The 23,086-nt window shown below is 48.4% G+C and carries 27 protein-coding genes; 18 read left to right on the top strand and 9 right to left on the bottom strand.

The window, feature by feature from the left end; genetic code table 11:
• Positions 1-70: 70 nt before the first annotated feature.
• The 3 genes from mnmE to ACUHGC_RS12840 all read left to right on the top strand — a co-directional run bounded on the left by mnmE (position 71) and on the right by ACUHGC_RS12840 (position 3,173).
• Positions 71-1,432 carry a tRNA uridine-5-carboxymethylaminomethyl(34) synthesis GTPase MnmE gene (gene mnmE / locus ACUHGC_RS12850; RefSeq protein WP_446833671.1) on the top strand — a complete coding sequence of 454 codons (1,362 nt, stop codon included), beginning with the start codon at positions 71-73 and terminating at the stop codon, positions 1,430-1,432.
• Positions 1,433-1,508: 76 nt separating this feature from the next.
• Entirely contained in the window at positions 1,509-2,450 is a 942-nt protein-coding gene (locus ACUHGC_RS12845; RefSeq protein ID WP_446833670.1) for a bile acid:sodium symporter family protein, read from the top strand.
• 9 nt (positions 2,451-2,459) lie between these two features.
• Positions 2,460-3,173, top strand: a complete 714-nt coding sequence (locus tag ACUHGC_RS12840; RefSeq protein ID WP_446833669.1) for a YwiC-like family protein — start codon at positions 2,460-2,462, stop codon at positions 3,171-3,173.
• Positions 3,174-3,233: 60 nt separating this feature from the next.
• Here the strand turns inward: ACUHGC_RS12840 and hcr are convergent, their stop codons facing one another.
• From hcr to ACUHGC_RS12825, 3 genes are all read right to left on the bottom strand, one after another.
• Positions 3,234-4,256: an NADH oxidoreductase gene (gene hcr, locus ACUHGC_RS12835; protein WP_446833668.1), complete on the bottom strand. Its 1,023-nt coding sequence runs from the start codon at positions 4,254-4,256 to the stop codon at positions 3,234-3,236.
• A gap of 70 nt (positions 4,257-4,326) precedes the next feature.
• Positions 4,327-5,955 carry a hydroxylamine reductase gene (gene hcp, locus ACUHGC_RS12830; protein WP_446834914.1) on the bottom strand — a complete coding sequence of 543 codons (1,629 nt, stop codon included), beginning with the start codon at positions 5,953-5,955 and terminating at the stop codon, positions 4,327-4,329.
• 294 nt (positions 5,956-6,249) lie between these two features.
• Positions 6,250-7,062 (bottom strand): outer membrane protein assembly factor BamD, encoded by an 813-nt coding sequence (locus ACUHGC_RS12825; protein WP_446833667.1) that lies wholly within the window; start codon positions 7,060-7,062, stop codon positions 6,250-6,252.
• Positions 7,063-7,257: 195 nt separating this feature from the next.
• Between ACUHGC_RS12825 and rluD the strand changes: the two genes are divergently transcribed.
• The 8 genes from rluD (at position 7,258) to ACUHGC_RS12785 (ending at position 13,809) form a co-directional block, all read left to right on the top strand.
• The gene (gene rluD, locus ACUHGC_RS12820; protein ID WP_446833666.1) at positions 7,258-8,235 is read left to right on the top strand and encodes a 23S rRNA pseudouridine(1911/1915/1917) synthase RluD; all 978 of its coding nucleotides are present in this window, start codon (positions 7,258-7,260) and stop codon (positions 8,233-8,235) included.
• On the top strand, positions 8,235-8,969 hold the full coding sequence (gene pgeF / locus ACUHGC_RS12815; RefSeq protein WP_446833665.1) for a peptidoglycan editing factor PgeF: 735 nt from the start codon (positions 8,235-8,237) through the stop codon (positions 8,967-8,969). The genes rluD and pgeF overlap by 1 nt, the downstream gene beginning before the upstream one ends.
• A gap of 92 nt (positions 8,970-9,061) precedes the next feature.
• Positions 9,062-9,724: a Bax inhibitor-1 family protein gene (locus tag ACUHGC_RS12810; protein WP_446833664.1), complete on the top strand. Its 663-nt coding sequence runs from the start codon at positions 9,062-9,064 to the stop codon at positions 9,722-9,724.
• A gap of 99 nt (positions 9,725-9,823) precedes the next feature.
• Positions 9,824-10,150 carry a TusE/DsrC/DsvC family sulfur relay protein gene (locus tag ACUHGC_RS12805; RefSeq protein WP_446833663.1) on the top strand — a complete coding sequence of 109 codons (327 nt, stop codon included), beginning with the start codon at positions 9,824-9,826 and terminating at the stop codon, positions 10,148-10,150.
• Between the two features lie 187 nt (positions 10,151-10,337).
• Entirely contained in the window at positions 10,338-11,204 is an 867-nt protein-coding gene (locus tag ACUHGC_RS12800; RefSeq protein ID WP_446834913.1) for a metal ABC transporter substrate-binding protein, read from the top strand.
• Positions 11,205-11,206: 2 nt separating this feature from the next.
• Positions 11,207-12,097, top strand: coding sequence for an ATP-binding cassette domain-containing protein (locus ACUHGC_RS12795; RefSeq protein WP_446833662.1), 891 nt, complete (start codon positions 11,207-11,209; stop codon positions 12,095-12,097).
• A 1-nt stretch (position 12,098) separates the two neighbouring features.
• Positions 12,099-12,950, top strand: coding sequence for a metal ABC transporter permease (locus ACUHGC_RS12790; protein WP_446833661.1), 852 nt, complete (start codon positions 12,099-12,101; stop codon positions 12,948-12,950).
• 4 nt (positions 12,951-12,954) lie between these two features.
• Positions 12,955-13,809 carry a metal ABC transporter permease gene (locus tag ACUHGC_RS12785; RefSeq protein ID WP_446834912.1) on the top strand — a complete coding sequence of 285 codons (855 nt, stop codon included), beginning with the start codon at positions 12,955-12,957 and terminating at the stop codon, positions 13,807-13,809.
• Here the strand turns inward: ACUHGC_RS12785 and ACUHGC_RS12780 are convergent.
• Positions 13,784-14,074 carry an acylphosphatase gene (locus ACUHGC_RS12780; RefSeq protein ID WP_446833660.1) on the bottom strand — a complete coding sequence of 97 codons (291 nt, stop codon included), beginning with the start codon at positions 14,072-14,074 and terminating at the stop codon, positions 13,784-13,786. The two genes, ACUHGC_RS12785 and ACUHGC_RS12780, sit on opposite strands and share 26 nt — an antisense overlap.
• Positions 14,075-14,224: 150 nt before the next feature.
• Here ACUHGC_RS12780 and ACUHGC_RS12775 point away from each other — a divergent pair, with 150 nt between their 5' ends.
• The 4 genes from ACUHGC_RS12775 (at position 14,225) to yccS (ending at position 18,097) form a co-directional block, all read left to right on the top strand.
• Positions 14,225-14,884, top strand: a complete 660-nt coding sequence (locus tag ACUHGC_RS12775; RefSeq protein WP_446833659.1) for a curli polymerization inhibitor CsgI-related protein — start codon at positions 14,225-14,227, stop codon at positions 14,882-14,884.
• 72 nt (positions 14,885-14,956) lie between these two features.
• Positions 14,957-15,415, top strand: a complete 459-nt coding sequence (locus ACUHGC_RS12770; protein WP_446833658.1) for a methylglyoxal synthase — start codon at positions 14,957-14,959, stop codon at positions 15,413-15,415.
• A gap of 10 nt (positions 15,416-15,425) precedes the next feature.
• A complete protein-coding gene (locus ACUHGC_RS12765) occupies positions 15,426-15,875 on the top strand; it encodes a YccF domain-containing protein (RefSeq protein WP_446833657.1) in 450 nt (149 codons plus the stop codon).
• A 29-nt stretch (positions 15,876-15,904) separates the two neighbouring features.
• Positions 15,905-18,097, top strand: coding sequence for a YccS family putative transporter (gene yccS, locus ACUHGC_RS12760; protein ID WP_446833656.1), 2,193 nt, complete (start codon positions 15,905-15,907; stop codon positions 18,095-18,097).
• Here yccS and ACUHGC_RS12755 read toward each other — a convergent pair.
• From ACUHGC_RS12755 to ACUHGC_RS12745, 3 genes are all read right to left on the bottom strand, one after another.
• Positions 18,074-18,376: a HigA family addiction module antitoxin gene (locus ACUHGC_RS12755; RefSeq protein ID WP_446833655.1), complete on the bottom strand. Its 303-nt coding sequence runs from the start codon at positions 18,374-18,376 to the stop codon at positions 18,074-18,076. The genes yccS and ACUHGC_RS12755 overlap by 24 nt on opposite strands.
• 11 nt (positions 18,377-18,387) lie before the next feature.
• Positions 18,388-18,663 carry a type II toxin-antitoxin system RelE/ParE family toxin gene (locus ACUHGC_RS12750; RefSeq protein WP_446833654.1) on the bottom strand — a complete coding sequence of 92 codons (276 nt, stop codon included), beginning with the start codon at positions 18,661-18,663 and terminating at the stop codon, positions 18,388-18,390.
• A gap of 247 nt (positions 18,664-18,910) precedes the next feature.
• The gene (locus tag ACUHGC_RS12745; RefSeq protein WP_446834911.1) at positions 18,911-19,477 is read right to left on the bottom strand and encodes a TorD/DmsD family molecular chaperone; all 567 of its coding nucleotides are present in this window, start codon (positions 19,475-19,477) and stop codon (positions 18,911-18,913) included.
• 69 nt (positions 19,478-19,546) lie between these two features.
• Between ACUHGC_RS12745 and nfo the strand changes: the two genes are divergently transcribed.
• From nfo to gloA2, 3 genes are all read left to right on the top strand, one after another.
• Entirely contained in the window at positions 19,547-20,395 is an 849-nt protein-coding gene (gene nfo, locus ACUHGC_RS12740; protein WP_446833653.1) for a deoxyribonuclease IV, read from the top strand.
• A 176-nt stretch (positions 20,396-20,571) separates the two neighbouring features.
• The gene (locus ACUHGC_RS12735; RefSeq protein ID WP_446833652.1) at positions 20,572-21,069 is read left to right on the top strand and encodes an NlpC/P60 family protein; all 498 of its coding nucleotides are present in this window, start codon (positions 20,572-20,574) and stop codon (positions 21,067-21,069) included.
• Between the two features lie 16 nt (positions 21,070-21,085).
• The gene (gene gloA2, locus ACUHGC_RS12730; protein WP_446833651.1) at positions 21,086-21,493 is read left to right on the top strand and encodes an SMU1112c/YaeR family gloxylase I-like metalloprotein; all 408 of its coding nucleotides are present in this window, start codon (positions 21,086-21,088) and stop codon (positions 21,491-21,493) included.
• Positions 21,494-21,533: 40 nt separating this feature from the next.
• Here gloA2 and ycfP read toward each other — a convergent pair whose 3' ends face one another.
• Positions 21,534-22,073, bottom strand: a complete 540-nt coding sequence (gene ycfP, locus ACUHGC_RS12725) for an alpha/beta hydrolase YcfP (protein WP_446833650.1) — start codon at positions 22,071-22,073, stop codon at positions 21,534-21,536.
• Positions 22,074-22,124: 51 nt separating this feature from the next.
• Positions 22,125-23,081 (bottom strand): ATP-grasp domain-containing protein, encoded by a 957-nt coding sequence (locus ACUHGC_RS12720; protein WP_446833649.1) that lies wholly within the window; start codon positions 23,079-23,081, stop codon positions 22,125-22,127.
• Between the last annotated feature and the right edge of the window lie 5 nt (positions 23,082-23,086).

Here is a 23,086-nt window from a genome sequence, read left to right as displayed (position 1 = left end):
GTCCCGAAGTGGACGCCTTTTTGTTATACTGAATCGAAATATTAAAGTGCGGTTTATCTAAGGAATAAACATGACAAAAGAAACCATCGTAGCACAAGCCACCGCACCAGGGCGGGGCGGAATCGGGATTTTGCGGGTATCAGGGCCGAAAGCCGTGGCGGTTGCCGAAGCGGTGTTGGGCAAATGCCCGAAGCCACGCATGGCGGATTATTTGCCGTTTAAAGACAGTGACGGCACGGTGCTGGATCAGGGGATTGCGCTATATTTTAAAGCCCCGCATTCCTTTACTGGCGAAGACGTGTTGGAATTGCAAGGGCACGGCGGGCAAGTGGTGCTTGATCTGTTGTTAAAACGGATTTTACAGCTCGATGAGATTCGAATTGCACGCCCGGGGGAGTTTTCGGAGCAAGCCTTTCTTAATGATAAACTGGATTTGGCGCAGGCGGAAGCGATTGCCGATTTAATTGATGCCAGTTCGGAACAGGCGGCACGTTCGGCGTTGAAATCGCTGCAAGGTGAGTTTTCCACGAAAGTGAATCAGTTGGTGGATTCGGTGATTTACTTGCGTACCTATGTGGAAGCGGCGATTGACTTTCCTGATGAAGAGATTGATTTTCTGGCAGACGGCATTATTGAAGGGCGTTTAAACGAGATCATTCGCCAGTTGGCAAGTGTGCAATCGGAAGCCAAACAGGGTTCGCTGCTGCGTGAAGGCATGAAAGTGGTGATTGCGGGTCGCCCGAATGTCGGTAAATCCAGCTTGCTGAACGCCCTTGCGGGGCGGGAAGCGGCGATTGTCACCGACATTGCCGGCACAACCCGTGATGTGTTGCGAGAACATATTCATATTGACGGTATGCCGCTACATATTATTGACACCGCAGGGTTGCGTGAAGCGACCGATGAGGTAGAGCGGATCGGGATCGATCGCGCGTGGGCAGAGATCGAACAGGCGGATCATGTGCTATTGATGATCGACAGCACCACCACTGCAGAGCTGAATCCGCATAAAATGTGGGCGGAGTTTATTGATCGCTTGCCGCCGTCCATGCCGATTACTGTGATTCGCAACAAAGCCGATCTCAGCGGCGAAGTGGAAGGGATTGAGCAGCACGACGGCTACACGATTATTCGTCTTTCTGCCAAAACCAAGTGCGGTATCGAGCTGCTGCGTGATCACCTCAAACAGTCGATGGGCTACCAAACCGTTACCGAAGGCGGCTTCTTGGCACGTCGTCGCCATTTGGAAGCGCTGGAAATCGCCGCGGAACATTTGCAGCGTGGGCATGTGCAATTAACCCGATTCTATGCAGGCGAGCTGCTGGCAGAAGAGTTGCGTATGGTACAAGATGCGTTGAGTGAAATCACCGGGCAATTCACTTCCGACGATTTGCTTACTAACATTTTTAGTTCGTTTTGTATCGGGAAATAATTCCCCTAAATGAGAATTGCTATTAATCGGAAGTTTTGCTATGTTGCGACTTCCGATTAATTTTTATGGTTTTTATATGCAATTTTTACTTAAGTTAAATCATTTTGCCGGCAAAACGTTTGCCCTTTGGGTATTGCTGTTTGCCTTTTTAGCCTTTCAATTTCCTGCTTATTTTTCCCATTTTGTCGCTTATATTCCGTATTTACTCGGGATAGTGATGTTTGGTATGGGGATAACCTTAACCTTTAAGGATTTTGGTGAAGTGGCACGTCACCCGAAATCGGTTTTTATCGGGGTCGTCAGTCAATTCGTGATTATGCCGTTGATTGCTTTTGCGCTCGCTCATGCTTTTCAATTACCGACTGATTTAGCGGTTGGTGTCATTTTGGTTGGATCTTGCCCCGGCGGAACCTCTTCCAATGTGATGACTTATTTAGCGCGCGGTAATACCGCACTTTCAGTGGCTTGTACTACGATTTCCACCTTATTGGCACCGATTTTAACCCCGGCGGTTTTTTATGTGTTGGCGAGTCAATGGTTGGATATTGATGCGGCAGCCATGTTTGTATCGGTATTGAAAATGGTGCTGTTCCCGATTTTCTTGGGGTTAGTGGTGCGAGCATGCTTTAAAAAGCAAATTGCACAAGTCAGCCAAAGTATGCCGTTGATTTCCGTTATAGCGATTGTGCTGATTCTGTCCGCTGTCGTTGCGGTGAGTAAAGCGAAAATTATCGAATCGGGCTTTATTATTTTCGGTGTTGTGGTGTTGCATAACGGCTTAGGTTATCTCATCGGCTATTTCACTGCCAGATTATTCAAGCTCAGTAGCTATGACAGCAAAGCGGTTTCAATAGAAGTGGGTATGCAAAACTCAGGGCTTGGTGCGGCTTTAGCCAGCGCCCACTTTAATCCATTAGCGGCAGTGCCAAGTGCGGTATTCAGTTTCTGGCACAATGTTTCAGGCCCTATTCTCGCGACTTTTTTCGCATCACTAAAAGATAAACCGAAGCCGCATTAAGGTAAGTTGATGAAGTTGTTGATATCCAACCAGCATGGAGCAATTGTGATGGCATTGCTGCCGTTTTTATACGGGATGCTGTCATCAAATCCGGTTTGGCAGCATCTGTTTTTGCTGCTGGCGTGGTGCTGTTTGTACTTGTTCACTTACCCGTTTTTTAATCTGTTCAAAGGGCGCAATCTGGGGCTAAATCGTCAATGGTGCTGGCGCTACGGTGTGACTGCACTTTTGTTCGTCTTGCCGGCGCTTGCTTATAATTGGCGGGTGCTCTACTTTTTACTGGCGATGTTGCCGTTCGGCTTGCTGAATATTTACTACGTCAAACAAAAAGACGAACGCGCACTGGGCAATGATTTGGCGGCAATTGCGATTTTCGGGCTTGCCGGTATGGCGGCGTATTATTTTGCCGAGCAGGCGTTTGATCGTCAAATCGGATTGGTCTTTTTGTATCCGTCGCTGTTTTTTATCGGCACGACGTTGTACGTCAAAAGCGTCTTGCGCGAGCGAAAAAATCCGCGCTATTTACAGCTTTCAATTGCCTTTCATGCAGCATCGCTGTTGATTGTCGCTTTGATTGATTGGCAAACCGCACTTTGCTTCCTGCCGCCGCTGTTGCGTGCCGTGATTGCGCCGCGCTATAAATTGTCGGTCAAACAAGTCGGCTTGCTGGAATTTGCGGTTTCAGGTTTATTTCTACTGGGATTATTGATACAAGTGCGGTGATTAAACCGCACTTTAAGGTTGAGTTTAGCACTGATTTGAATCGCAGGCTTTGCCAACGGGTTAAATCACCGGCTCCACTTCCATATTGCCTTTAATTTGGCAGCTGCACGCCAGCACATAACCCTGTTGGATCTCTTCCTCGGTTAACGGGCCGGTGGTGCTGACTTCATATTCCCCTTGGAATACTTTGGTTTTGCAAGAGCCACAAATGCCGGTGCGGCAAGCGGCGATCACCGGCACTTCGTTTTCTTCCAATGCGCTCAACAACGAAAGCCCGACCGGCACTGCCAAGGTTTGCTCGCCGAGGATACCGTGCACGGTCAAACTGACTTGTTTGCTGTTGTCGGTCATGCAGACTTCGGTTGAGGAGTGGAATTGTTCCAGGAAAAACCGCTCTTTCGGTACGCCGAGCTGTTCGGTGATCTTGCGGATATGCTGCATATAACTTTCCGGACCACAGGTTAACACCGTGCAATCGGCGATGTTCGGCACTAATTCCTGCAACATTTGCTGCGAGATGCGTCCGGCGTAGAAACCGTCACTGGCGCCTTGCGAGGAGTTCATATACAGTTTCAGATCCGGATATTGATCTTTCAATTGCTGCCACTCTTTTTTAAAGATCACGTCTTTCGGCGAGTGGACGCTGTAGAACACGGTTAAATTGGCTTGCGGACGATTGACCAGCAACCAGCGCACCATTGACATGATTGGCGTCACGCCGCAGCCGCCGGCAACCAGCAGATAGTTATCGCTGACGATTTGGTTACAGGTAAATTCGCCTTTCGGATCGGACAGCCAGAGTTGATCACCGGGTTTCACCTCTTTGGTCAACCATTGCGAGCCGACACCGTTGTCGATTCTGCGCACGGTTAAGGTGAGGTAGCGGCTTAAGCCGGGCGTTGAAGAAAGGGTGTAGGCGCGCATCACGTTGGCGCTGTTGCGGATGCTGACCAGCGCATATTGCCCCGGTTCATACGGATAAAAATCCTGCGCGATCAGTTCCAAGGTATAAACATCATCGGTTTCCTGAATGATGTTATTGACCATCATTTCATTCTGGCAAAAACTGTTTGGGTTTGACATAAAAAATCCTACGGAGATGATAAAAGTGCGGTCGGACCGCACTTTGTATCGACTATTCGGGAGCGGCGGATTAACGCGCCAATGCTTCCTGCATATCTTGTTGCGGATTGGTTAATCCGCGCAGGCCGAATTTTTCATTTAAAATCGCCAGCAGATTGTCATTTAAGAATGCCGGCGCTGTCGGGCCGGTGTAAATGTCTTTCACGCCCAGTGCCAACAAGGTTAATAAGATGACAATCGCTTTTTGTTCGAACCAAGAAAGCACTAAGGTCAACGGCAGATCGTTCACGCCGCAGCCCAGTTTTTCCGCTAGGTTGACCGCTAACATAATCGCGGAGTAGGAGTCATTACATTGACCGACATCCAACAGACGCGGCAAGCCGCCTTCCAAGGTGCCGAATTCCAGTTTATTGAAACGGTATTTGCCGCAGCCTAACGTCAAGACGACACAATCTTCCGGTACATTGCGTGCAAATTCGGTGTAGTAGCTGCGCTCGCCGACGCTGCCGTCACAGCCGCCAACCAAGAACACATGGCGCAACTTTTTCTCCGCCACTAAGTTGATTACCGCGTCAGAGGCATCCAACAGGGTTTGGCGTCCGAAACCAACGGTGATGTTGTGTTCGATTTCGCTGTACGGGAAGCCAGGCATTTTTTGGGCTTGTTTGATCACTTGGCTGAAATCGCGATCGTCTAAGTGAGTCACGCCCGGCCAGCCGACAATGCTGCGGGTGTAGATACGATCGGCATATTTTCCGACATTCGGATCGATAATACAGTTAGAGGTCATAATCACCGGGCCCGGGAATTTGGCAAATTCGCGTTGTTGATTCTGCCAGCCGCCGCCGTAGTTGCCGACCAAGTGGGTGTATTTTTTCAATTCAGGGTAGCCGTGTGCCGGCAGCATTTCACCGTGCGTATAAACATTGATACCGGTGCCTTCGGTTTGCTCTAGCAGCGCTTTTAAATCTTTTAAATCATGGTCTGAAATCAGGATACATTTGCCGGCGATAGGCTTAACATTCACGCTGGACGGAATCGGATTACCGAATGCGGCAGTTTCGCCTTTATCCAGCAAGCCCATCACACTGAAGTTCATGGTGCCGATGCCCAACGCGTTTTTCAGCAGGGTGTCAATATCGGTCGGGCTAGTGCCTAACCATGACATATATTGGTGGAATTCCAGATAAACTTGGTTGTCGAACTGTCCTAAAACATGGGCGTGCTCCATATAAGCCGCTGCGCCTTTTAAGCCATACAGGCACAACATTCTTAAGCCGTGAACTTCTTCGCTGATGTCGTTGATGTCTTTATTTAATGCGAAATCATCCGCTTGTGCGGTTAGGCTGGCGATGTCGCTGCCGTTTAATTTCAGATGTGCTAACGGGTGATCGCTGTCAGTACTTGGATTCACTGCGCGGCAGCGCTGAATCAGTTGATCGCGATAGGCTTCTGCTTGTTGTGCATATTGTACGATGCGTTGCGAATCAAAGTTCATATTGGTCAAGGTTGAGAAGAATGCTTGTGCGGCAAACGCATCGATTTCATTGTCGATAATCGCCAGTTCGCGTGCTTTAATCGCCCAAGTTGAAAGGCTGTGCAGCACGGCGATCAATAAATCTTGCAGGTCAGAGGTCTCCGCGGTTTTGCCACACATCCCTTGAGAGTAGCTGCAACCGTTGCCGACAGGGGTTTTCATGGTTTGTTCTACATAGTTCACATTCCTTCTGTAGATAGCGTATAAGTAAATTCGATGTTAATTCGTTTTAACGCCGCTTATCATAAAAGGAACATTTTTATAAAAGAAGTATTTTATATACTATTTAAAATTTTTTTGATTTAGATCGTGTTTTGTTTTTAATGAGAATTAATACCACCGAGGCTAAATCAAAAATCGACAGATAAGCCGGGTTGATAAGGATAATAGCACCAATAAAATAACAAACGCCTTAACCCGTTACCAAGTTAAGGCGTTTTATCCGATAGTTAAAACTTATTGTGCGGCGTTTGGTGCCAAGACATTCGGCACGGTCAGTTCTAAATCGCCTGCGGGCACCGGAACTTCTGCGAACGTTTTGCCTTCGCCTTGTTTAATTAATTCTGCGATTTTGGCAGCCGGTTCTTTCAGGTTCATTGCCAGGTAGGATTTTTCCAGCAACGGCAGAGCGTTGTGGGTGGCTTCCGAATCAGGATAAGTATCGAGCAGACCTAATACGCGGTTCACGGTGGCAACATAGGCGTTGCGTTTGAAATAAAATTCGGCAACGCGCTGTTCGTGGCGTGCTAAGGCGCTGCGCAAATAGTTGGCGCGCACCGCGGCATCAGCGGCATATTGGCTGTTCGGGAAATGTTGCTGCAAGGTTTCGAAGTTATGCAGTGCATTGGTCAGCGTCAGCGGATCACGCAGTGCGCGATCGATGCCGAAGGTTCTTTGCATGAAGTGATCACCTAATTCGGTGTTGATCAATCCAGCCAAATATAACACGAAATCCAAATGTTGGCTGTTGCTGTGCAAACGCAGGAAACGTTCCGCATTGGCGAGCGCCAAGGTGTATTCGGAATCTTTGTAGTTGGCATAAATCAAGCCTAATTGGGCTTGTTCGGCATACGCGCCGAAAGGATAACGGCTATCCACCGCATCAAGATAGCGGATTGCTTCCGAATAATTTTCATCCAAAAGGTATGTATTGGCTTTGCTATACAGATCTTCTACCGGCAAATTTTCCACTTGTTTGTCGCCTGAGGAACAGGCGGTGACGGCAAATGCGGTAACTAATAGCAAGGCAAGTGATTTCAGTTTATACATAAATAACAATCCTAAATAATTTTTGTCGAAACAGCAGTTTTGATAACAGCACCGCTTTTCCACCTAAGTTTGGTTACTTCACTGTAAACTTCAGTTACAATGACCGCCATAATCTTGTTGTGCTTATGTTGCGTTAAGTATTTTAACCATACTGAGCAAATAAGCAAATTAGAATTAAATGGATTCAATTGATTTATGACGAAACAACTACAATTAAGCACCCAAATTCAATTACATCAGCTCGGACAGCGCCTGGATCAGGCGTTGGCGGAGAGCTTTCCCGATTATTCCCGCTCACGGATTAAAACCTGGATTGAGCAGGATAAAGTGCGGGTAAACGGCGCAATCGTGAATAAACCGCGTGAAAAGGTGTTCGGTGACGAACAAATTTTGATTGAGGTGGAGATCGAAGACGAGAACCGTTTCGTGGCGCAGGATATTGCACTGAATATTGTGTATGAAGATGATGATATTCTGGTGATCAACAAACCGAAAGATCTGGTGGTTCACCCCGGTGCAGGCAATCGCGACGGTACAGTGCTGAATGCGCTGTTGCATCATTATCCGCAAATTGCCGAAGTGCCGCGCGCGGGGATCGTACACCGCCTGGATAAAGACACCACCGGCTTGATGGTGGTGGCGAAAACCATTCCGGCGCAGACGCGGCTGGTGTATGCACTGCAAAAGCGCCAAATCACGCGCGAATATGAAGCGGTCGCCTATGGCATTATGACTAAAGGAGGCACGGTTGATCAGCCGATGGCGCGCCACGCCACCAAACGCACTCACATGGCGGTGCACCCAATGGGCAAACCGGCGGTGACGCACTATCGGATTATGGAACGTTTCCGTAATTATACCCGCTTGCGGTTGCGCTTAGAGACAGGGCGCACCCACCAAATTCGGGTACACATGGCTCACATCGCTCATCCGCTGTTAGGCGATCAGGTTTATGGCGGTCGTCCGCGTCCGCCGAAAGGGGCGAGCGAGGAGTTTTTACAGGTGCTACGCGGGTTTCAGCGCCAAGCACTGCACGCGATTATGCTGCGGCTGGCACATCCGATCAGCGGTGAAATCATGGAATGGCACGCGCCGTTGCCTGATGATTTTGTTGAGCTGATCACCGCGTTGAAACAGGATTATGAATTGTATAAGGACGAATTGGACTATTAATGGAATTTTTGAAACCGGATTGGAAGGTCGAGAAAAACATTAAGGCGTTATCCACGCAGCGCAGCAGTGGCGTTAGTGACGCACCATACGACAGCTTTAATTTGGGCGCTCATGTCGGTGATGTGCCAAGTGCGGTCACGGCAAACCGTTTGTTGCTGATTCAAGAGGGCAAACTGCCGCAAGCACCGCTGTTTTTGAACCAGATCCACGGCACTGACGTGCTGCGCTTGCCGAGCGAGGAAAGTCAACCCGATGCCGATGCGGCGTATAGCAATCAGCCGGGGCAAGTCTGTGTGGTGATGACAGCGGATTGTTTGCCGGTGTTATTCGCCAGCGAAACGGGCGATGAAGTCGCCGCAGCGCACGCCGGATGGCGCGGTTTATGCGACGGCGTGTTGGAAGCCACTGTGGCGCAGTTTACCGCGGCGCGCTCGCAGATTCACGCATGGCTCGGGCCGGCAATTGGCGCGCAAGCGTTCCAAGTCGGCGCGGAAGTGCGGTCGGCGTTTATCCAGCAGGATCCGAATGCGGCGCAAGCATTTAAGGTCGATCCCGCCGATTCGGAAAAATATCTGGCGGATCTGTATCAATTGGCAACTCTGCGCTTGAATAAATTGGGGATCAGCCATATCTATGGTGGAGAACATTGCACATTTAACGAAAAAGAGCGGTTTTTTTCTTACCGCCGCGACGGCGTGACCGGGCGCATGGCGAGCCTGATTTGGTTTGAGTAAGCCGCTGAATTTAGATTTGACTTTTGCTACGCGAACCCTTATTTTTAGGGTCTGCTTTAATTCAATTGATGACAATAATTTGGGAGAAATCAATGCAACAACGAATTGTTACCGATGTCCGCCGTACTGAACAATCGGTTTTGGCGACCAACAAAGTTTTACGCAACACCTATTTCTTACTCGCGCTGAGCGTCGCTTTTTCAGCCTTAACCGCGTATGTCTCAATGGCGATGAATCTGCCGCGTCCGGGATTGATCGTAATGCTGGTTGGTTTTTACGGCTTACTGTTTTTAACCCATAAATTAGCGGATAGCGCATTAGGGATTTTATCCACTTTCGCGTTTACCGGCTTTCTTGGTTACACCATCGGACCAATTTTGAATGCTTATGTCGGTGCAGGTTTGGGCGATGTGGTAGTGTTGGCATTTGGCGGCACGGCGGCGGTATTCTTCGTTTGTTCGGCTTATGTATTGACCACCAAAAAAGATATGTCATTCTTAAGTGGCATGCTGTTTTCACTGTTTATCGTGCTAGTGATCGGCGTGATCGCCAGTCTGTTCTTTAATTTCCAAGGTTTACACTTGGCGTTGAGCGCGCTGTTTGTGTTGTTCTCAACCGGTGCGATTTTGTATGAAACCAGTAACATCGTACACGGCGGCGAAACTAACTATATCCGCGCCACGATCAGCATTTATGTCTCGTTATACAACTTATTCATCAGTTTATTGAACTTGATTGGTGTGTCACGCGATTAAAGTGCGGTTATAATCACAATAATTGTTTTAACCGTTTTTATTATGCCCCGTTCTAGGGGCATAATTGTATCCGGCAAATAGGAGTGGGAGAGAAAGACAATGGACGTCAATGGTGAGCATATCGCACTTGATAAAGACGGCTATTTACAGTGCAGTGCGCAATGGAACCGTGACGTTGCCGAAGCGCTGGCGAGCCGAGAGCAAATTAGCCTGATGGACGCACACTGGGAAGTGATTGAATTCGTGCGCGATTTTTACCAAGAATATAAAACCTCACCGTCAATTCGAATGCTGGTGAAAGCGATGGCGGATAAGCTAGGCGCAGAGAAAGGCAACAGCCGTTATTTGCAGCGTTTGTTCCCTGAAGGGCCGGCAAAACAGGCGACGAAACTGGCAGGTTTACCCAAACCGGCAAAATGCTTATAGTCGGCGTGTTGGCAAACTGTGTAAAGATAATAAAAATAATACGATTTGATAACCATTATCATTTAAGAGGGGCGGCTTTATTGGTATAGTGCTAACGGGACAAAAGATTGTCTTGCACGTTTAACCCAATGACCAATAAAGGAGATCAAAAATGAAAACAGCCATAAACAGAATGATTAAAAATGCGATGATCGCGCTTGCTTTCGGTTCGGCGCTGCTCAGTGCGCAGGCGGCGGACAAGCCGTTTAAAGTGATGACCACGTTCACTGTGATCCAAGATATTGCACAAAATGTGGCAGGTGATGCCGCAACGGTGGAATCGATCACCAAACCGGGCGCAGAAATCCATGATTATCAGGTCACGCCACACGATATTATCAAAGCGCAGCAAGCCGATTTGATCTTATGGAACGGGTTGAATTTAGAGCGCTGGTTTGAACGCTTCTTTGAAAATATGCCGAACAAACCGGTGGCGATTGTCACCACCGGCATTCAACCATTGCCGATTTCGGAAGGCGCTTATCAAGGTGCGCCGAATCCGCACGCATGGATGTCGCCAAGCAATGCGCTGATTTATGTGGAAAATATTCGTCAAGCGTTGGTGCAATATGATCCGAAAAATGCTGACACTTATAATCGCAATGCCGCCGCCTACAGCAAGCAGATTAAAGCGATCGATGTGCCGCTGCGTGAAAAAATTGCTGCGATTCCGGCGGAAAAGCGCTGGTTGGTCACCTCAGAGGGTGCATTCAGTTATTTGGCGAAAGATTATGGCTTCAAAGAGCTTTATCTGTGGCCGATCAATGCCGAGCAGCAAGGTTCACCGCAGCAAGTGCGGTCAGTGATCGACCAAGTGCGGTCGAATCAGATTCCGGTGGTGTTCAGTGAAAGCACAGTTTCCGATCGCCCGAGCAAACAAGTGGCGAAAGAAACCGGCGCAAAATACGGCGGCATTTTGTATGTGGATTCGTTGTCGCAAGCCGGCGGTGCCGTGCCGACCTATCTCGACTTATTGCAAGTCACCGTTTCGACTATTGTAAAAGGATTTGAATAACTATGGTTCGAGTGGCAGATAACGATGTGTTATTAAATGTCCGTGATGTGAGTGTGCGCTACAGCAATGGGCACACCGCACTTCACGATGTGTCTTTCAGTCTGCAAGGCGGCACAACTTGCGCGTTGGTTGGCGTGAATGGCAGCGGTAAATCCACCCTGTTTAAAAGCCTGATGGGGTTGGTGCAGCCGCTACAAGGCTCGATTCGTCTGTTTGATTTGCCGGTGAAAAAGGCGTTAAAGCAAAATCTGGTTTCATATGTGCCGCAGGCGGAAGAGGTGGATTGGCAATTTCCGATTTCGGTGTATGACGTGGTGATGACCGGGCGCTATGGCTATATGAATTTTCTGCGGATTCCGTCGGCGCAAGATAAGCAAAAAGTCGAACAGGCGATGCAGCGGGTCGATATCGGGCATTTGCGCAATCGTCAAATCGGTGAACTGTCGGGCGGGCAGAAAAAACGGGTGTTTTTGGCTCGTGCATTGGCGCAAGAGAGCCGAATTATTCTGTTAGACGAACCGTTCACCGGTGTCGATGTGAAAACCGAAAATGCGATTGTCGAACTGTTGGGGCAGCTGCGCAGCGAAGGGCATTTGATTTTAGTTTCCACCCATAACCTAGGCAGCGTACCGCACTTTTGCGATCAAGTGGTGATGATTAACCGTACCGTGATTGCCGCCGGCAGCACTGAAACCACCTTCACCCAAAAAAATCTGCAATTGGTATTCGGCGGCGTGCTGCGTTACTTGACGTTGGGCGGCGAAACGCTGCACGACGATGAAGACAAACGCACCTTAACCGTGCTGACCGACGACGAACATCCGGTGGTGTTTTATGGAGAGCAAGGCGTGGAATTGCCGCCGACCGCACCGATAAGCAAAACGGAGCGCTGATATGTGGGAATTATTATTACAGCCGTTTAGCTACGAATATATGTTGAAAGCGATTGTGATCAGCGCGCTGGTTGGCGGTGTTTGTGCATTTTTATCGGCGTATTTAATGTTGAAAGGCTGGTCGCTGATTGGGGACGCGCTGTCGCACGCGGTGGTGCCGGGCGTGGCGATTGCCTATGCCCTTGCCTTGCCGTATGCCGTCGGCGCATTTTTATCGGGGCTGCTTGCCGCATTGGCGATTTTATGGATTAAATCGATCACTAAGCTGCGTGAAGATGCGATTATCGGCTTTATTTTCACCACTTTTTTCGCTTTGGGCTTATTTATCATTTCGCTCAATCCGACTTCAGTCGATGTACAATCGATTATTCTGGGCAATGTACTCGGCATCGCTGATGAGGATGTGCTGCAAGTTGGGATTATTATTGCGGTTTGCGTACTGTTTTTGCTGGTTTTCTGGAAAGATCTGCTGTTGGTGTTCTTTGACGAAAGCCACGCGGTGTCGGTCGGCATTTCACCAACGCGTTTGAAAATTCTGTTTTTTACCCTGCTGAGTGCCTGTGTGGTTGCCGCGCTGCAAACCGTGGGTGCTATTTTGGTGATTGCGATGGTGGTCACCCCAGGCGCAACCGCTTATCTGCTGACCGATCGCTTTGGACGCTTAGTGGTGATCGCAATTTCACTCGGCGTGAGTACAAGTGCGGTTGGCGCTTACCTCAGCTATTTTCTGGACGGCGCAACCGGCGGGCTGATTGTATTTTTGCAAACCGTGCTGTTTTTACTGGCGTTTTTCTTTTCGCCAAAATACGGTGTGTTAAGGCGAGGCGCGAAACGGAGAACTCATCATGCTTAGTGCGCTGTTTAACTGGTTTTACGAGCCCTTCTCTTTTGCTTTTATGCAGCAGGCGTTGCTGACCGCACTTTTGGTGGCGGTGGTGTGTGCGTTGTTGTCTTGCTTTTTGGTGCTGAAAGGCTGGTCGTTAATGGGCGATGCGATTTCTCATGCAGTGCTGCCAGGGGTGGTGATCGCGTTTTTGCTCGGTTTACCGTTGACGATTGGCGCTTTTTTTTCCGGCATCTGTTGCGCATTGGCAACCGGTTATCTGAAAGAAAACAGCCGCTTGAAAGAAGATACCGTAATGGGAATTGTGTTTTCCGGTATGTTCGCCTTCGGCTTGATTCTATTTGTCAAAGTGGAAACCGATCAACACCTCAGCCATATTCTATTCGGCAATTTATTGGGCGTTACTCAGTCGGAGTTTCAGGTTACGCTGTGGATTTCGTTATTCACCTTTTTTGTGGTATTGCTAAAACGGCACGATTTTCTGCTGTATTGTTTTGATCCGGTGCAGGCGGCGGTGGCGGGCTTGTCGGTGCGCGTGTTGCACTATTTGCTGCTGGTGCTGTTGGCATTAACTATTATCAGCGCGATGCAGGTGGTCGGGGTGATTTTGGTGGTGGCGCTGTTGATCTCGCCCGGAATCACCGCTTTTTGCCTGACCAAATCGTTTAACCGAATGTTGGCGATTGCGATCGGGGTGTCGATTTTTTCCACTTTATTCGGCACGATCGCCAGTTATCACCTTGATTCCGCCACCGGCCCGACCATCGTGTTGATGCAATCGCTGTGTTTTATTGCAGCCTTGCTATATCGCGGCTACCGCCAACAGCGGGATAAAGTGCGGTTTAGTAAGCAATGGCAAACTCGCTGAATATTGCCTCGCCCTGATAAACTTGCTCTACCACGCGTTCGACGCTGGCGGAGCGCGGGCCGCCTTGTTGCAGCCAGTTGCGCAGGGCATTGATTTGCATCTCACTTCCCTCGGCGATCACCAACACACTGCCGTCGGAAAGGTTGCGCACATTGCCTGTTAGTCCCAGTTCCACCGCTTTTCGCCATGTGAAATAACGAAAGCCGGCCCCTTGTACAATGCCATAGACATTGAATTGCACCCGCAGAAATGTTTCACTCAACATCGTCTCGCTCTCAATTTTGGATAAAAATAGTAAATCACTATTTTATTTTATAATGTTTTGGCATAGGATAAGCACAACCAATTTGGTTTTTGTAAAAAATTCGACAGAGATCGGATTTTTTACCGACTTTTCTATCATTGAGGAAATAACATGAAATTAGCTCATTTAGCGATCAGTGCTGTAGCGTTGTTAACCGGTTTGAGTGCAGTAGCGGCAGAAATCAGTACATCATCAAATGTCGAAATCTTGGCAGTAGACGGGCAAAAAGCCAGCGGTGGTTTATTGAAAAAAAATAAAACCGTCACGGTTTCCGATAATGAAACCCATCAAGTGGTGGTGCAAGTGGCGGAGATTATCCGTTCCGGTTCCGACCGCCGCCTGTTTGAGTCGGCGCCGTTGGTAGTGAAATTTAAAGCCGGCAGTGAAAATATCGTCATCAAAGCGGACAGCATCGGAGATGAGCGCGGCGCGACCAGTTTTGAGAAAAATCCGGCAGTGAACGTGGTTACCGCAAGCGGACAAGCGCTAGCCAACCAGCAAGATCGTTTAGTGCAAGACGGTTTGTTCCCGGGCAAAAACATTGCCGAAGATTTGTCGGCGTATAACAGCAGCAACGGCAAAGCGGCAGTTGCCGGATTCGCCAGCGCCAGTATGCCGGTCGCGATGGGCATGGCAAATGTCGGCAAAGCGCAAAAAGGCAAAGTGACCGTGCAGGGCGAAAATGTTGCCGAACAGCAGTTGCAATACTGGTTCCAACAAGCGGACAAAGAGACACAACAACGCTTCTTGAACTGGGCAAAAAAACAATAATAGTCAATGACTAATCAAATAAAAAAGTGAGCCTTGCTCGCTTTTTTATTTATTGACGAAAAGGAGAACAAAATGCAAAAAACCACCCGCCAAATTGCGGTCAAAAAACAGATTGCACTGGTCGCGCACGATCACTGTAAACAGAGCTTGGTTGATTGGTGTCTGAAAAACCGCACTTTGCTGGCGGAACACCGTTTATACGGCACCGGCACCACCGGCAAGCTGATTGAACAAAAGAGCGGTTTGACGGTGAGCGCGTTGTTGAGCGGCCCGATGGGCGGTGATCAACAACTGGGTGCGATGATTGCCGAAGGCAAAATTGATCTGCTGGTTTTTTTCTGGGATCCGATGAACGCCGTGCCGCACGATCCGGACGTGAAAGCGTTACTGCGAATTTCAACGGTGTGGAATATTCCGGTCGCGATGAATCCGGCAACCGCCGATTTTCTGATCAGCTCACCTTGCTTTAACAATACCGTCGAGATCGAAATTCCCGATTATGCCGGTTATCTGGCGGAACGTTTAAAATAACGGGGGCGATATGAACCTGGCGCTGAATATTTTCAATTTTGTATTTTTTGGTTTCAGTACCGTGCTGGGCTGGTTTTTCGCCACCGTGCTAAGTGCGGTATTGATTGTTACCTTGCCTTACACCCGCAGTTGCTGGGAAATTACCAAAATGTCATTAGTGCCGTTTGGCAATCAAATCGTACACGTTAAACACTTGCAGCCGACGAGTTCGGTTGCCAACAGCCTCGGCAGCGTGCTGAACATTATTTGGTTTATCGCTTGCGGTTGGTGGCTGTGCTTGCTGCATATTATGGTCGGCATTTCACAGTGTATCACCATCGTCGGCATTCCAAGCGGCATCGGACACTTTAAACTGGCGCAAATTGCCCTGTTTCCGGTCGGACAAAGAGTGGTGCCGAATGCCGTTGCCGAAGCGGTGAAATTGCAACAATTCAATCAACAATTTGATCGTCGGAAATAAATAGAGACCGCAACAAAGCGAGCGCAAGGGTGAAAAAAGTCAATTGGCTGAACAGCAAGACGATTGCGGTGATTCCGGTGTTCATTGCGGTGAATATCGCCGCACTGTTGGTGTGGAGCTGGAATATTTCCGCAGCGGCAATGCCGTTTGTGCTTGGAATTATTGCCGCCGGACTGGTCGATTTGGATCACAGCTTGAGCGGCAAACTCAAAAACATCATGATCACCATCGCCGCATTTGCCACCTCGGCGTTCGGCGCACAGATTTCGCTGAATAATCCGCTCTATTTTGCGCTGATGATGACGATGTTCACCTTTGTGTTTACCATGATGGGCGCATTGGGGCAACGTTACAGCACCATTGCGTTCGGCACGCTGATTGTCGCGCTCTACACCTCGCTGACCTATTTGCCACAAACCGAATGGTATATCAACCCGCTGATGATTGTATGCGGCACGTTGCTGTATAGCTTATCCTCGGTACTGACTTATCTGTTTTTCCCACGTTATAAAGTCGATGAAAATTTAGCCAACGCCTATTTGGCATTGGCGGATTATCTGGATTGCAAATCAAAATTTTTTGACCCCGACGAAGCGGACAGCTCCGGAGCATTGCAGTTTGAATTATCACGCCTAAACAGCCAAGTGATCGCCGCTTTCAGTTTGTGCCGCCAATCACTGTTTTACCGCTTGGGCGGGCAGCATCGCCACTCCAAAACCAGCCGTTTAATCCGCTATTATTATGCCGCACAAGATATTCACGAGCGCGCCAGTTCGTCGCATTTTAACTACCGCAAATTGGTGAAAAAGCTGCAAAACAGCGATCTGATTTTTCGTATTCAGCGTCTATTGGAATTGCAGGCAGACGACTGCCGCGACATTGCTACCGCAATTTTAAATCGCGAACCGTATCAACCGAAAGATCGACTGCAAAGAGCGGTTGCCGGTGTGGATTCGTCATTTGAACATTTTACCCGGCACTATCCCGACAGTTCGCAACTGGAGAATTTGCGCACCTTGATCGGCAATTTAAAACACATTTTGTGGCAACTGCTGTTTCTCGGCAAAGAGGGCAATGACATTCAGCACTCGTTCAGCCAAATCATTACCACTGATCGGGTGCGCGGATTGCGAGAAATCAGCGCGGCGAGTAAAAACCACCTCAGTTTTGAATCGCAGCTGTTTCGTCATGCGGTGCGTTTGGCGCTGGTGGTGTTGCTGTGCTGTTTAATCGCCAACAGTTTTAATTTGGAACGCGGCTATTGGGTGTTGCTGACCGCGATTTTTGTCTGCCAGCCGAACTATTCCGCCACCAAAAAACGCCTGCGCGAGCGGGTGATTGGCACGCTACTTGGCGTTTTTATCGGCTCATTATTGCCGTATTTTATGGCGACATTGGAAGCTAAACTCGGCATTCTGGTTGCCAGCAGTACACTGTTCTTTTTCTTTAAAAACAATAATTACAGTTTTTCCACGCTGTTTATCACCGTGCAAGTGCTGGTGAGCTTCGACATCAGCGGGTTTGATATTTACGGCGCAACGCTGCCGCGAATTATCGAGACCCTCATCGGTGCGGCGGTGGCATGGCTTGCGGTTTCGTATTTGTGGCCGGATTGGAAATACATGAAACTCACGCGGATTTTGCAGCGCAGCATTAAAGCCAACGCCCGTTATTTGCTGTATATCATGGCGCAGCTGCAATTTGGCGAACGCAATCATGTGAACTACCGCAGTGTGCGGCTGGCGGCACATGAAAGTGCGGCAGAATTGAACACGGTGATCGGCAATATGAGCAGCGAACCGGAAAAATACCGCACTTTACTGGCAAACGGCTTTAAGCTGTTAAAACAGAACTACTGGCTGCTGGGCTATATCTCGGCACTGGGCGCATTTCGCCATTCAATGGGCGAACACGGCGATGATAAGTATTTTTTGATGGCGTTATACCCGGCGACGCGCGAGCTAATTGAAGTGCTACAAACCTTGGATCAGCTGCCGGAAGAACAATTACAGCGCAAAATCATGCATATTCAGCAACGGTTGCAGGCGGAAAGCGAAACGGTATTCAGCAATCAAACGCAACTCCAGCAAGACCGCGTGCTTCGCCAACAGCTCAGCATGATGACCCAACTGCTGCCGGAATTTTATCAAAGCATTCAACAGCAGTTGCGGTTAGAGGCGGGGAAAGTGGATAACCTGTCAGAAAGTAATCGAATCGACTAAACGGATTGGTTTGATCTGAGGTGGAGAAGCCGCCGTTTTAAGTTGCCAAATATCGTAAGCCGCTTGTAATTTCAGCCATAAATTGGCACTGCTGATGCCGGCTAATTCTAAACGATACGCCAGATTCGCGGAGACCGGTGCTTTTTCATGTAAAATGCGTGAAATCGTTTCTCGGCTAAAACCGAGGTGTGCGGCAAAATCAGTCACCGTCATCTGTAATTCGGGTAAAACATCTTCACGCAAAATCGCACCGGGGTGTGTTGGCTTCCGTGTGTTCATCTTTTTGCCTCTTAGTGATAATCTTCATAGTCTAAAATATAAGCATCTCCCTGTCTGAATTCAAACGTAAGACGCCAATTTCCTGAAACCGTCATCGACCAAATGCCTTTTCTGTCGCCTTTTAACTCATGCGCTTTATGAAAAAAGCAGAAATCCTCTACAGTAGTTGATTTATCAATCAGATCCAGCATACGCAACAGTTTTGCATAATGGGCTGGATTGAGGCCTTTTCCGGTTCCTCGCTCAAATAGCTGTTTTAAGCCTTTATGTTTAAAACTTTTGATCATAATTGAATATTGTGTGATGTATCGTATCACAGATACGGGGCGTATGTGAATAAATGCTGTTATTCTAATTTGATGAAAATAGGTGTCTTGGAGAGGAATTTATTTTTGCGATATGGATCGTGGAAATGAAAAATATTGAATAAAGTCATTTGACTGGCATATTGATTTGATCATAGCTGAGACGGCTGATGCTATTATGTGCAACAGATTGTTGCACATAATAGTTTTAAGAATGGCGGAATATCAATTATTCCTCACCCTCAGCATTTTCCTCTAACTCATCCGCCATCGCAGCGAGAGCGTCGCGGCACAGTTGTGCTAATGCACGGTAGAAGCCTTGATCGTGGGTTTCTACTTTGCCTAAAAATTTGCCGAGCACCGGTAGCAGGAATTGTTCGAATAGGGTTTGTTGTGCTGCCAGCGAGTCGACATTATCTTCCAGCCATGAAGCGGTCAACAATAAATGCGCCACATGATCCGGCTGCGGCAGTGGTTCCATGCCGCGAGCATTGCGAAAGGCGATAAATTCGTCCAGATAATCGCCGTAAGCGGAAATGCGGCTATCAACCGCGCCGTTTGCTTCGAATAATTGCTGATAATCTGCGGCGAGTTTGTCATCGGCAACCGCACTTTGCAGCTGCTGTAACGCTTTTTCGCTTTGCGTATCGGTGCTCAATGCCCAAAGTGCGGTCAAGTTGCCTTGTTGCAGCCAAGCAAAAACCGGGGCGAGCACCGGATCTTGCGGCGCACGGTAGAACAGGTTGCCGAACAGGCGGCACAGCATGGAAAAGTCATTAATAGTGGTTGTCATAATGATACCGATAGGTTTGTTAAATTCAGTGATAATGCTACCATAAAAGCCGAATCAAAAGAGGAAAATCAGATGAAATATATCGGAGCACACGTCAGCGCCAGCGGCGGCGTGGAAAATGCGGTTGCTAATGCGCAGGCGATCGGCGCTAATGCGTTTGCGTTATTCACCAAAAATCAACGTCAATGGGTTGCCAAACCGTTAAGCGAGAGCAGCATTAAACAATTTAAACAGGCATTTCAGCAGGCGAATATCAGCCCTCGCCACGTGTTGCCGCATGACAGTTATTTGATCAATCTAGGCCACCCTGAAGCGGAGGGATTAGAAAAATCACGCGCGGCGTTTGTCGATGAAATGCAGCGCTGTGAGCAATTGGGGCTGAGTTTGTTGAATTTTCATCCCGGCAGCCATTTGCGCAAAATTTCTGAGCAGGTTTGCATTGAAATTATCGCCGAGTCGATTAATCTGGCACATCAGCAAGTGCCGAATGTGGTGGCGGTGATCGAAAATACCGCCGGGCAAGGCTCGAATATCGGTTATCGATTTGAACATCTAGCGGGCATTATCGAACGGGTTGAGGATAAAACACGGGTCGGGGTTTGCTTGGATACCTGCCACACCTTTGCCGCCGGTTACGATATTTCCTCGCACGCCGGTTGCGAACAAGTGTTTGGCGAATTTGCGCAAGTGGTCGGTTTTGATTATCTGCGCGGAATGCACCTTAACGGCTCGAAAACCGCACTTGGCAGCAGGGTCGATCGCCATGATAGTTTGCGTGCAGGCACTATCGGCACCGCAGTGTTTGAATATATTATGCAACACGATGAATTTAACGATATGCCGCTGATTTTAGAAACCATCGAGCCGGAAATTTGGGCGGATGAGATTCGTTGGTTGCGTAGTCTTGCTGCGAAGGCTTAGATCGTATCTTATAATTTACGAATTTTGTTATTGATTTTTTGAAGTCCGTCAAAAAAATGCACTTATTTGTTATTTAAATACGGTTTTTACTGGAAAGCCGTTACGGCTTAACGTAGAATTTGGGCTAATTTTAAGTAACATACCGTTACCGATTAATCTAACTCATTAATAACAATATGTTTCGCAAACTCATTTTTATTTTAAGTATCGCCACCTTGACAGCGTGTAACAGCGGGCCGCAAACCGTTTTTCAGTCGCAAGACGCGCGCATTCGCACCAACTTGCCGGAAAATATGGGCAACGGTGTTACATTGGATCAATTCGCCAAATTGCATGATTTTTATAATAACTGGCAGGGTGTGCGTTATCGCTTGGGCGGCACGACTAAGCACGGCGTCGATTGCTCGGCATTTGTGTTGAATGCGTTCGATCGCGCCTTTGGTATGACAATGCCGCGCAGCACCGCCGAGCAGCGTTATGTCGGCAAGAAAATCAGCAAAAGCGAATTAGAATTTGGTGATTTGGTGTTCTTCCGCAAAAATAACCATGTCGGGATTTATATCGGCAACAATCAATTTATTCACGCCAGCACCAGCAAAGGCGTGACCACCAATTCATTATCCGACAGCTACTGGGCAAGAAATTACACCCAATCGCGTCGAGTGATCAACTAAACAGGCAAAGTGCGGTATGGCGGCTACTCCGATTCTCGGGTTTCATCATGTCGCCTTGATCGTTTCTGATTATCTGCGTTCCAAGTCTTTTTATTGCGATGTTTTAGGTGCGCGGATTATCGATGAAAGTTATCGTGCCGAACGGCAGAGCTATAAATTGGATTTAGCCTTTGCCGACGGCAGCCAGATTGAACTGTTTTCCTTTCCAAACCCGTCTGCAAGAGCCAATAACCCTGAGGCCTGTGGCTTGCGCCATTTAGCATTTAAAGTGGCAGATGTGCAAAGTGCGGTTGAATATCTACAACGGCATAACATTGATTGTGAGCCGATCCGCCGTGATCCGCTGACCGGCAAATTATTCACTTTCTTTAAAGATCCCGACGGCTTGCCGTTGGAGTTTTATCAAACTGATGTGAATGGGTAGCAAGTGCGGTCAGACCGCACTTTAGTTGGGTAATATCACATTAAGCCTTTTTAAATTCAGCGAGCCGTTGCAAATGCTGCGAGATTTTTTTGAATTTATGGCTTTCGTTTTCGTCCCAGATGATGTCGTAGAACGGCGACAACGTATCGGCACTGCGTTGTGAGTCCAAAATGCCGTCGTTGCGCGATAAAAACACCAAACAGTGGTTGCGGTTTTTCTCACGGAAGTGATCGACGCATTTGGTGGCGATGTCTTGATACTCCTCCGGGCGGTCGATTTTGCCTTGCATATTTTCATACGGAAATAGGTTCGGATTGAACACCGCTTGTTTAATGCCGCATAAAAAGCCGATCCGTTCCGCCCAATAGCCGCCCAGCCCGACGCCGCAAATCAGCGGATTCGGATCTTGGCTTTCGTTCGCCAGTTTATGTACTTCGTTAAGCAAGTGCTGCATATCGTGGCGCGGGTGCAAAGTGCTGTAGGTTACAAAACGCACATCAGGATCAATAAACTTCAGTTGCAGAATTTTTTCATGATTTCCCGGGCTGTTACAATCAAAACCGTGCAGATAAATAATCATTTGTTCATTCCTTCAAATTATTGTCATATAACCATAAACAATTTAGGCGTATCAAGCAACTGCCGCAGCCGAAATCTCAACATCCTTTTTAATTTTGTCTTCCGCCCGTTGCAGGACCTGCTTTTCCAGATAGGCGATCATCTGCAATGCGATGTTGATTTTGCTGGTTTTTTCAATCAATTCCAAACCGGGGCTGGCGTTCACCTCTAAAATCAACGGGCCGTTATTTGAGCGGATAATATCCACGCCGGCAATATCCAAACCGAGAGCCTGTGCGGAATTGAGCGCTAACGCTTTCTCCTGTTCACTTAACGCAATTGCTTGCGCCTGCCCGCCGCGGTGTACATTGGCACGAAATTCGCCGTTTTGCCCGCTGCGCTGCATACTGGCGATCACCTTGCCGCCAATCACAAAACAGCGAATATCCGAGCCGTTGGCTTCGTGGATAAAATCTTGCAACAGCGAGGAAATATTCGCCTGTTTCAAGGTTTCTAAAATGCTGACCGCACTTTGCGCTCTTTCCGCCAACATCACCCCGATGCCTTGCGAGCCGGACAGCGTTTTCAGAATGGTCGGCGAGGCGACTTGATTGACCGCATATTTGGCATCAAATTCATTGCCGCACAGCGCGCTCGGCGGCACGGAAATACCGTGCTGCTGCAACAGCATTAAACTGTGCCATTTATCCCGTGCGTTTAAAAACGCCTGCGAGCCGTTTAAGCACGGAATATTCATCGCTTCAAAATGGCGCAACAGCGCACAGCCCATTGCAGTGCTGCCCGAACCAAAACGCGGGATCACCGCGTCATAATGTGGCAGCAAATACGGCTCTTTATCAAACCGCACTTGGTAATAAATTTTGAATTGGCGGGTTTGTTCTTGATCCAATTTCAGCAAACAGCGGTTCGGATCGATAATATCCAGCGTGTGTCCGCAGCTTTCCGCCGCTTCCAGCAAGCGCTGGCAACTGTAGAGCCGCGGCTCACGACAAAGCATTAACAGTTTCATCTGCC

The organism is Testudinibacter sp. P27/CKL/0425, assembly GCF_052931395.1.
The sequence above is the reverse complement of the archived record's forward strand: the minus strand, read 5'-3'. Positions and strand labels throughout refer to the sequence as shown.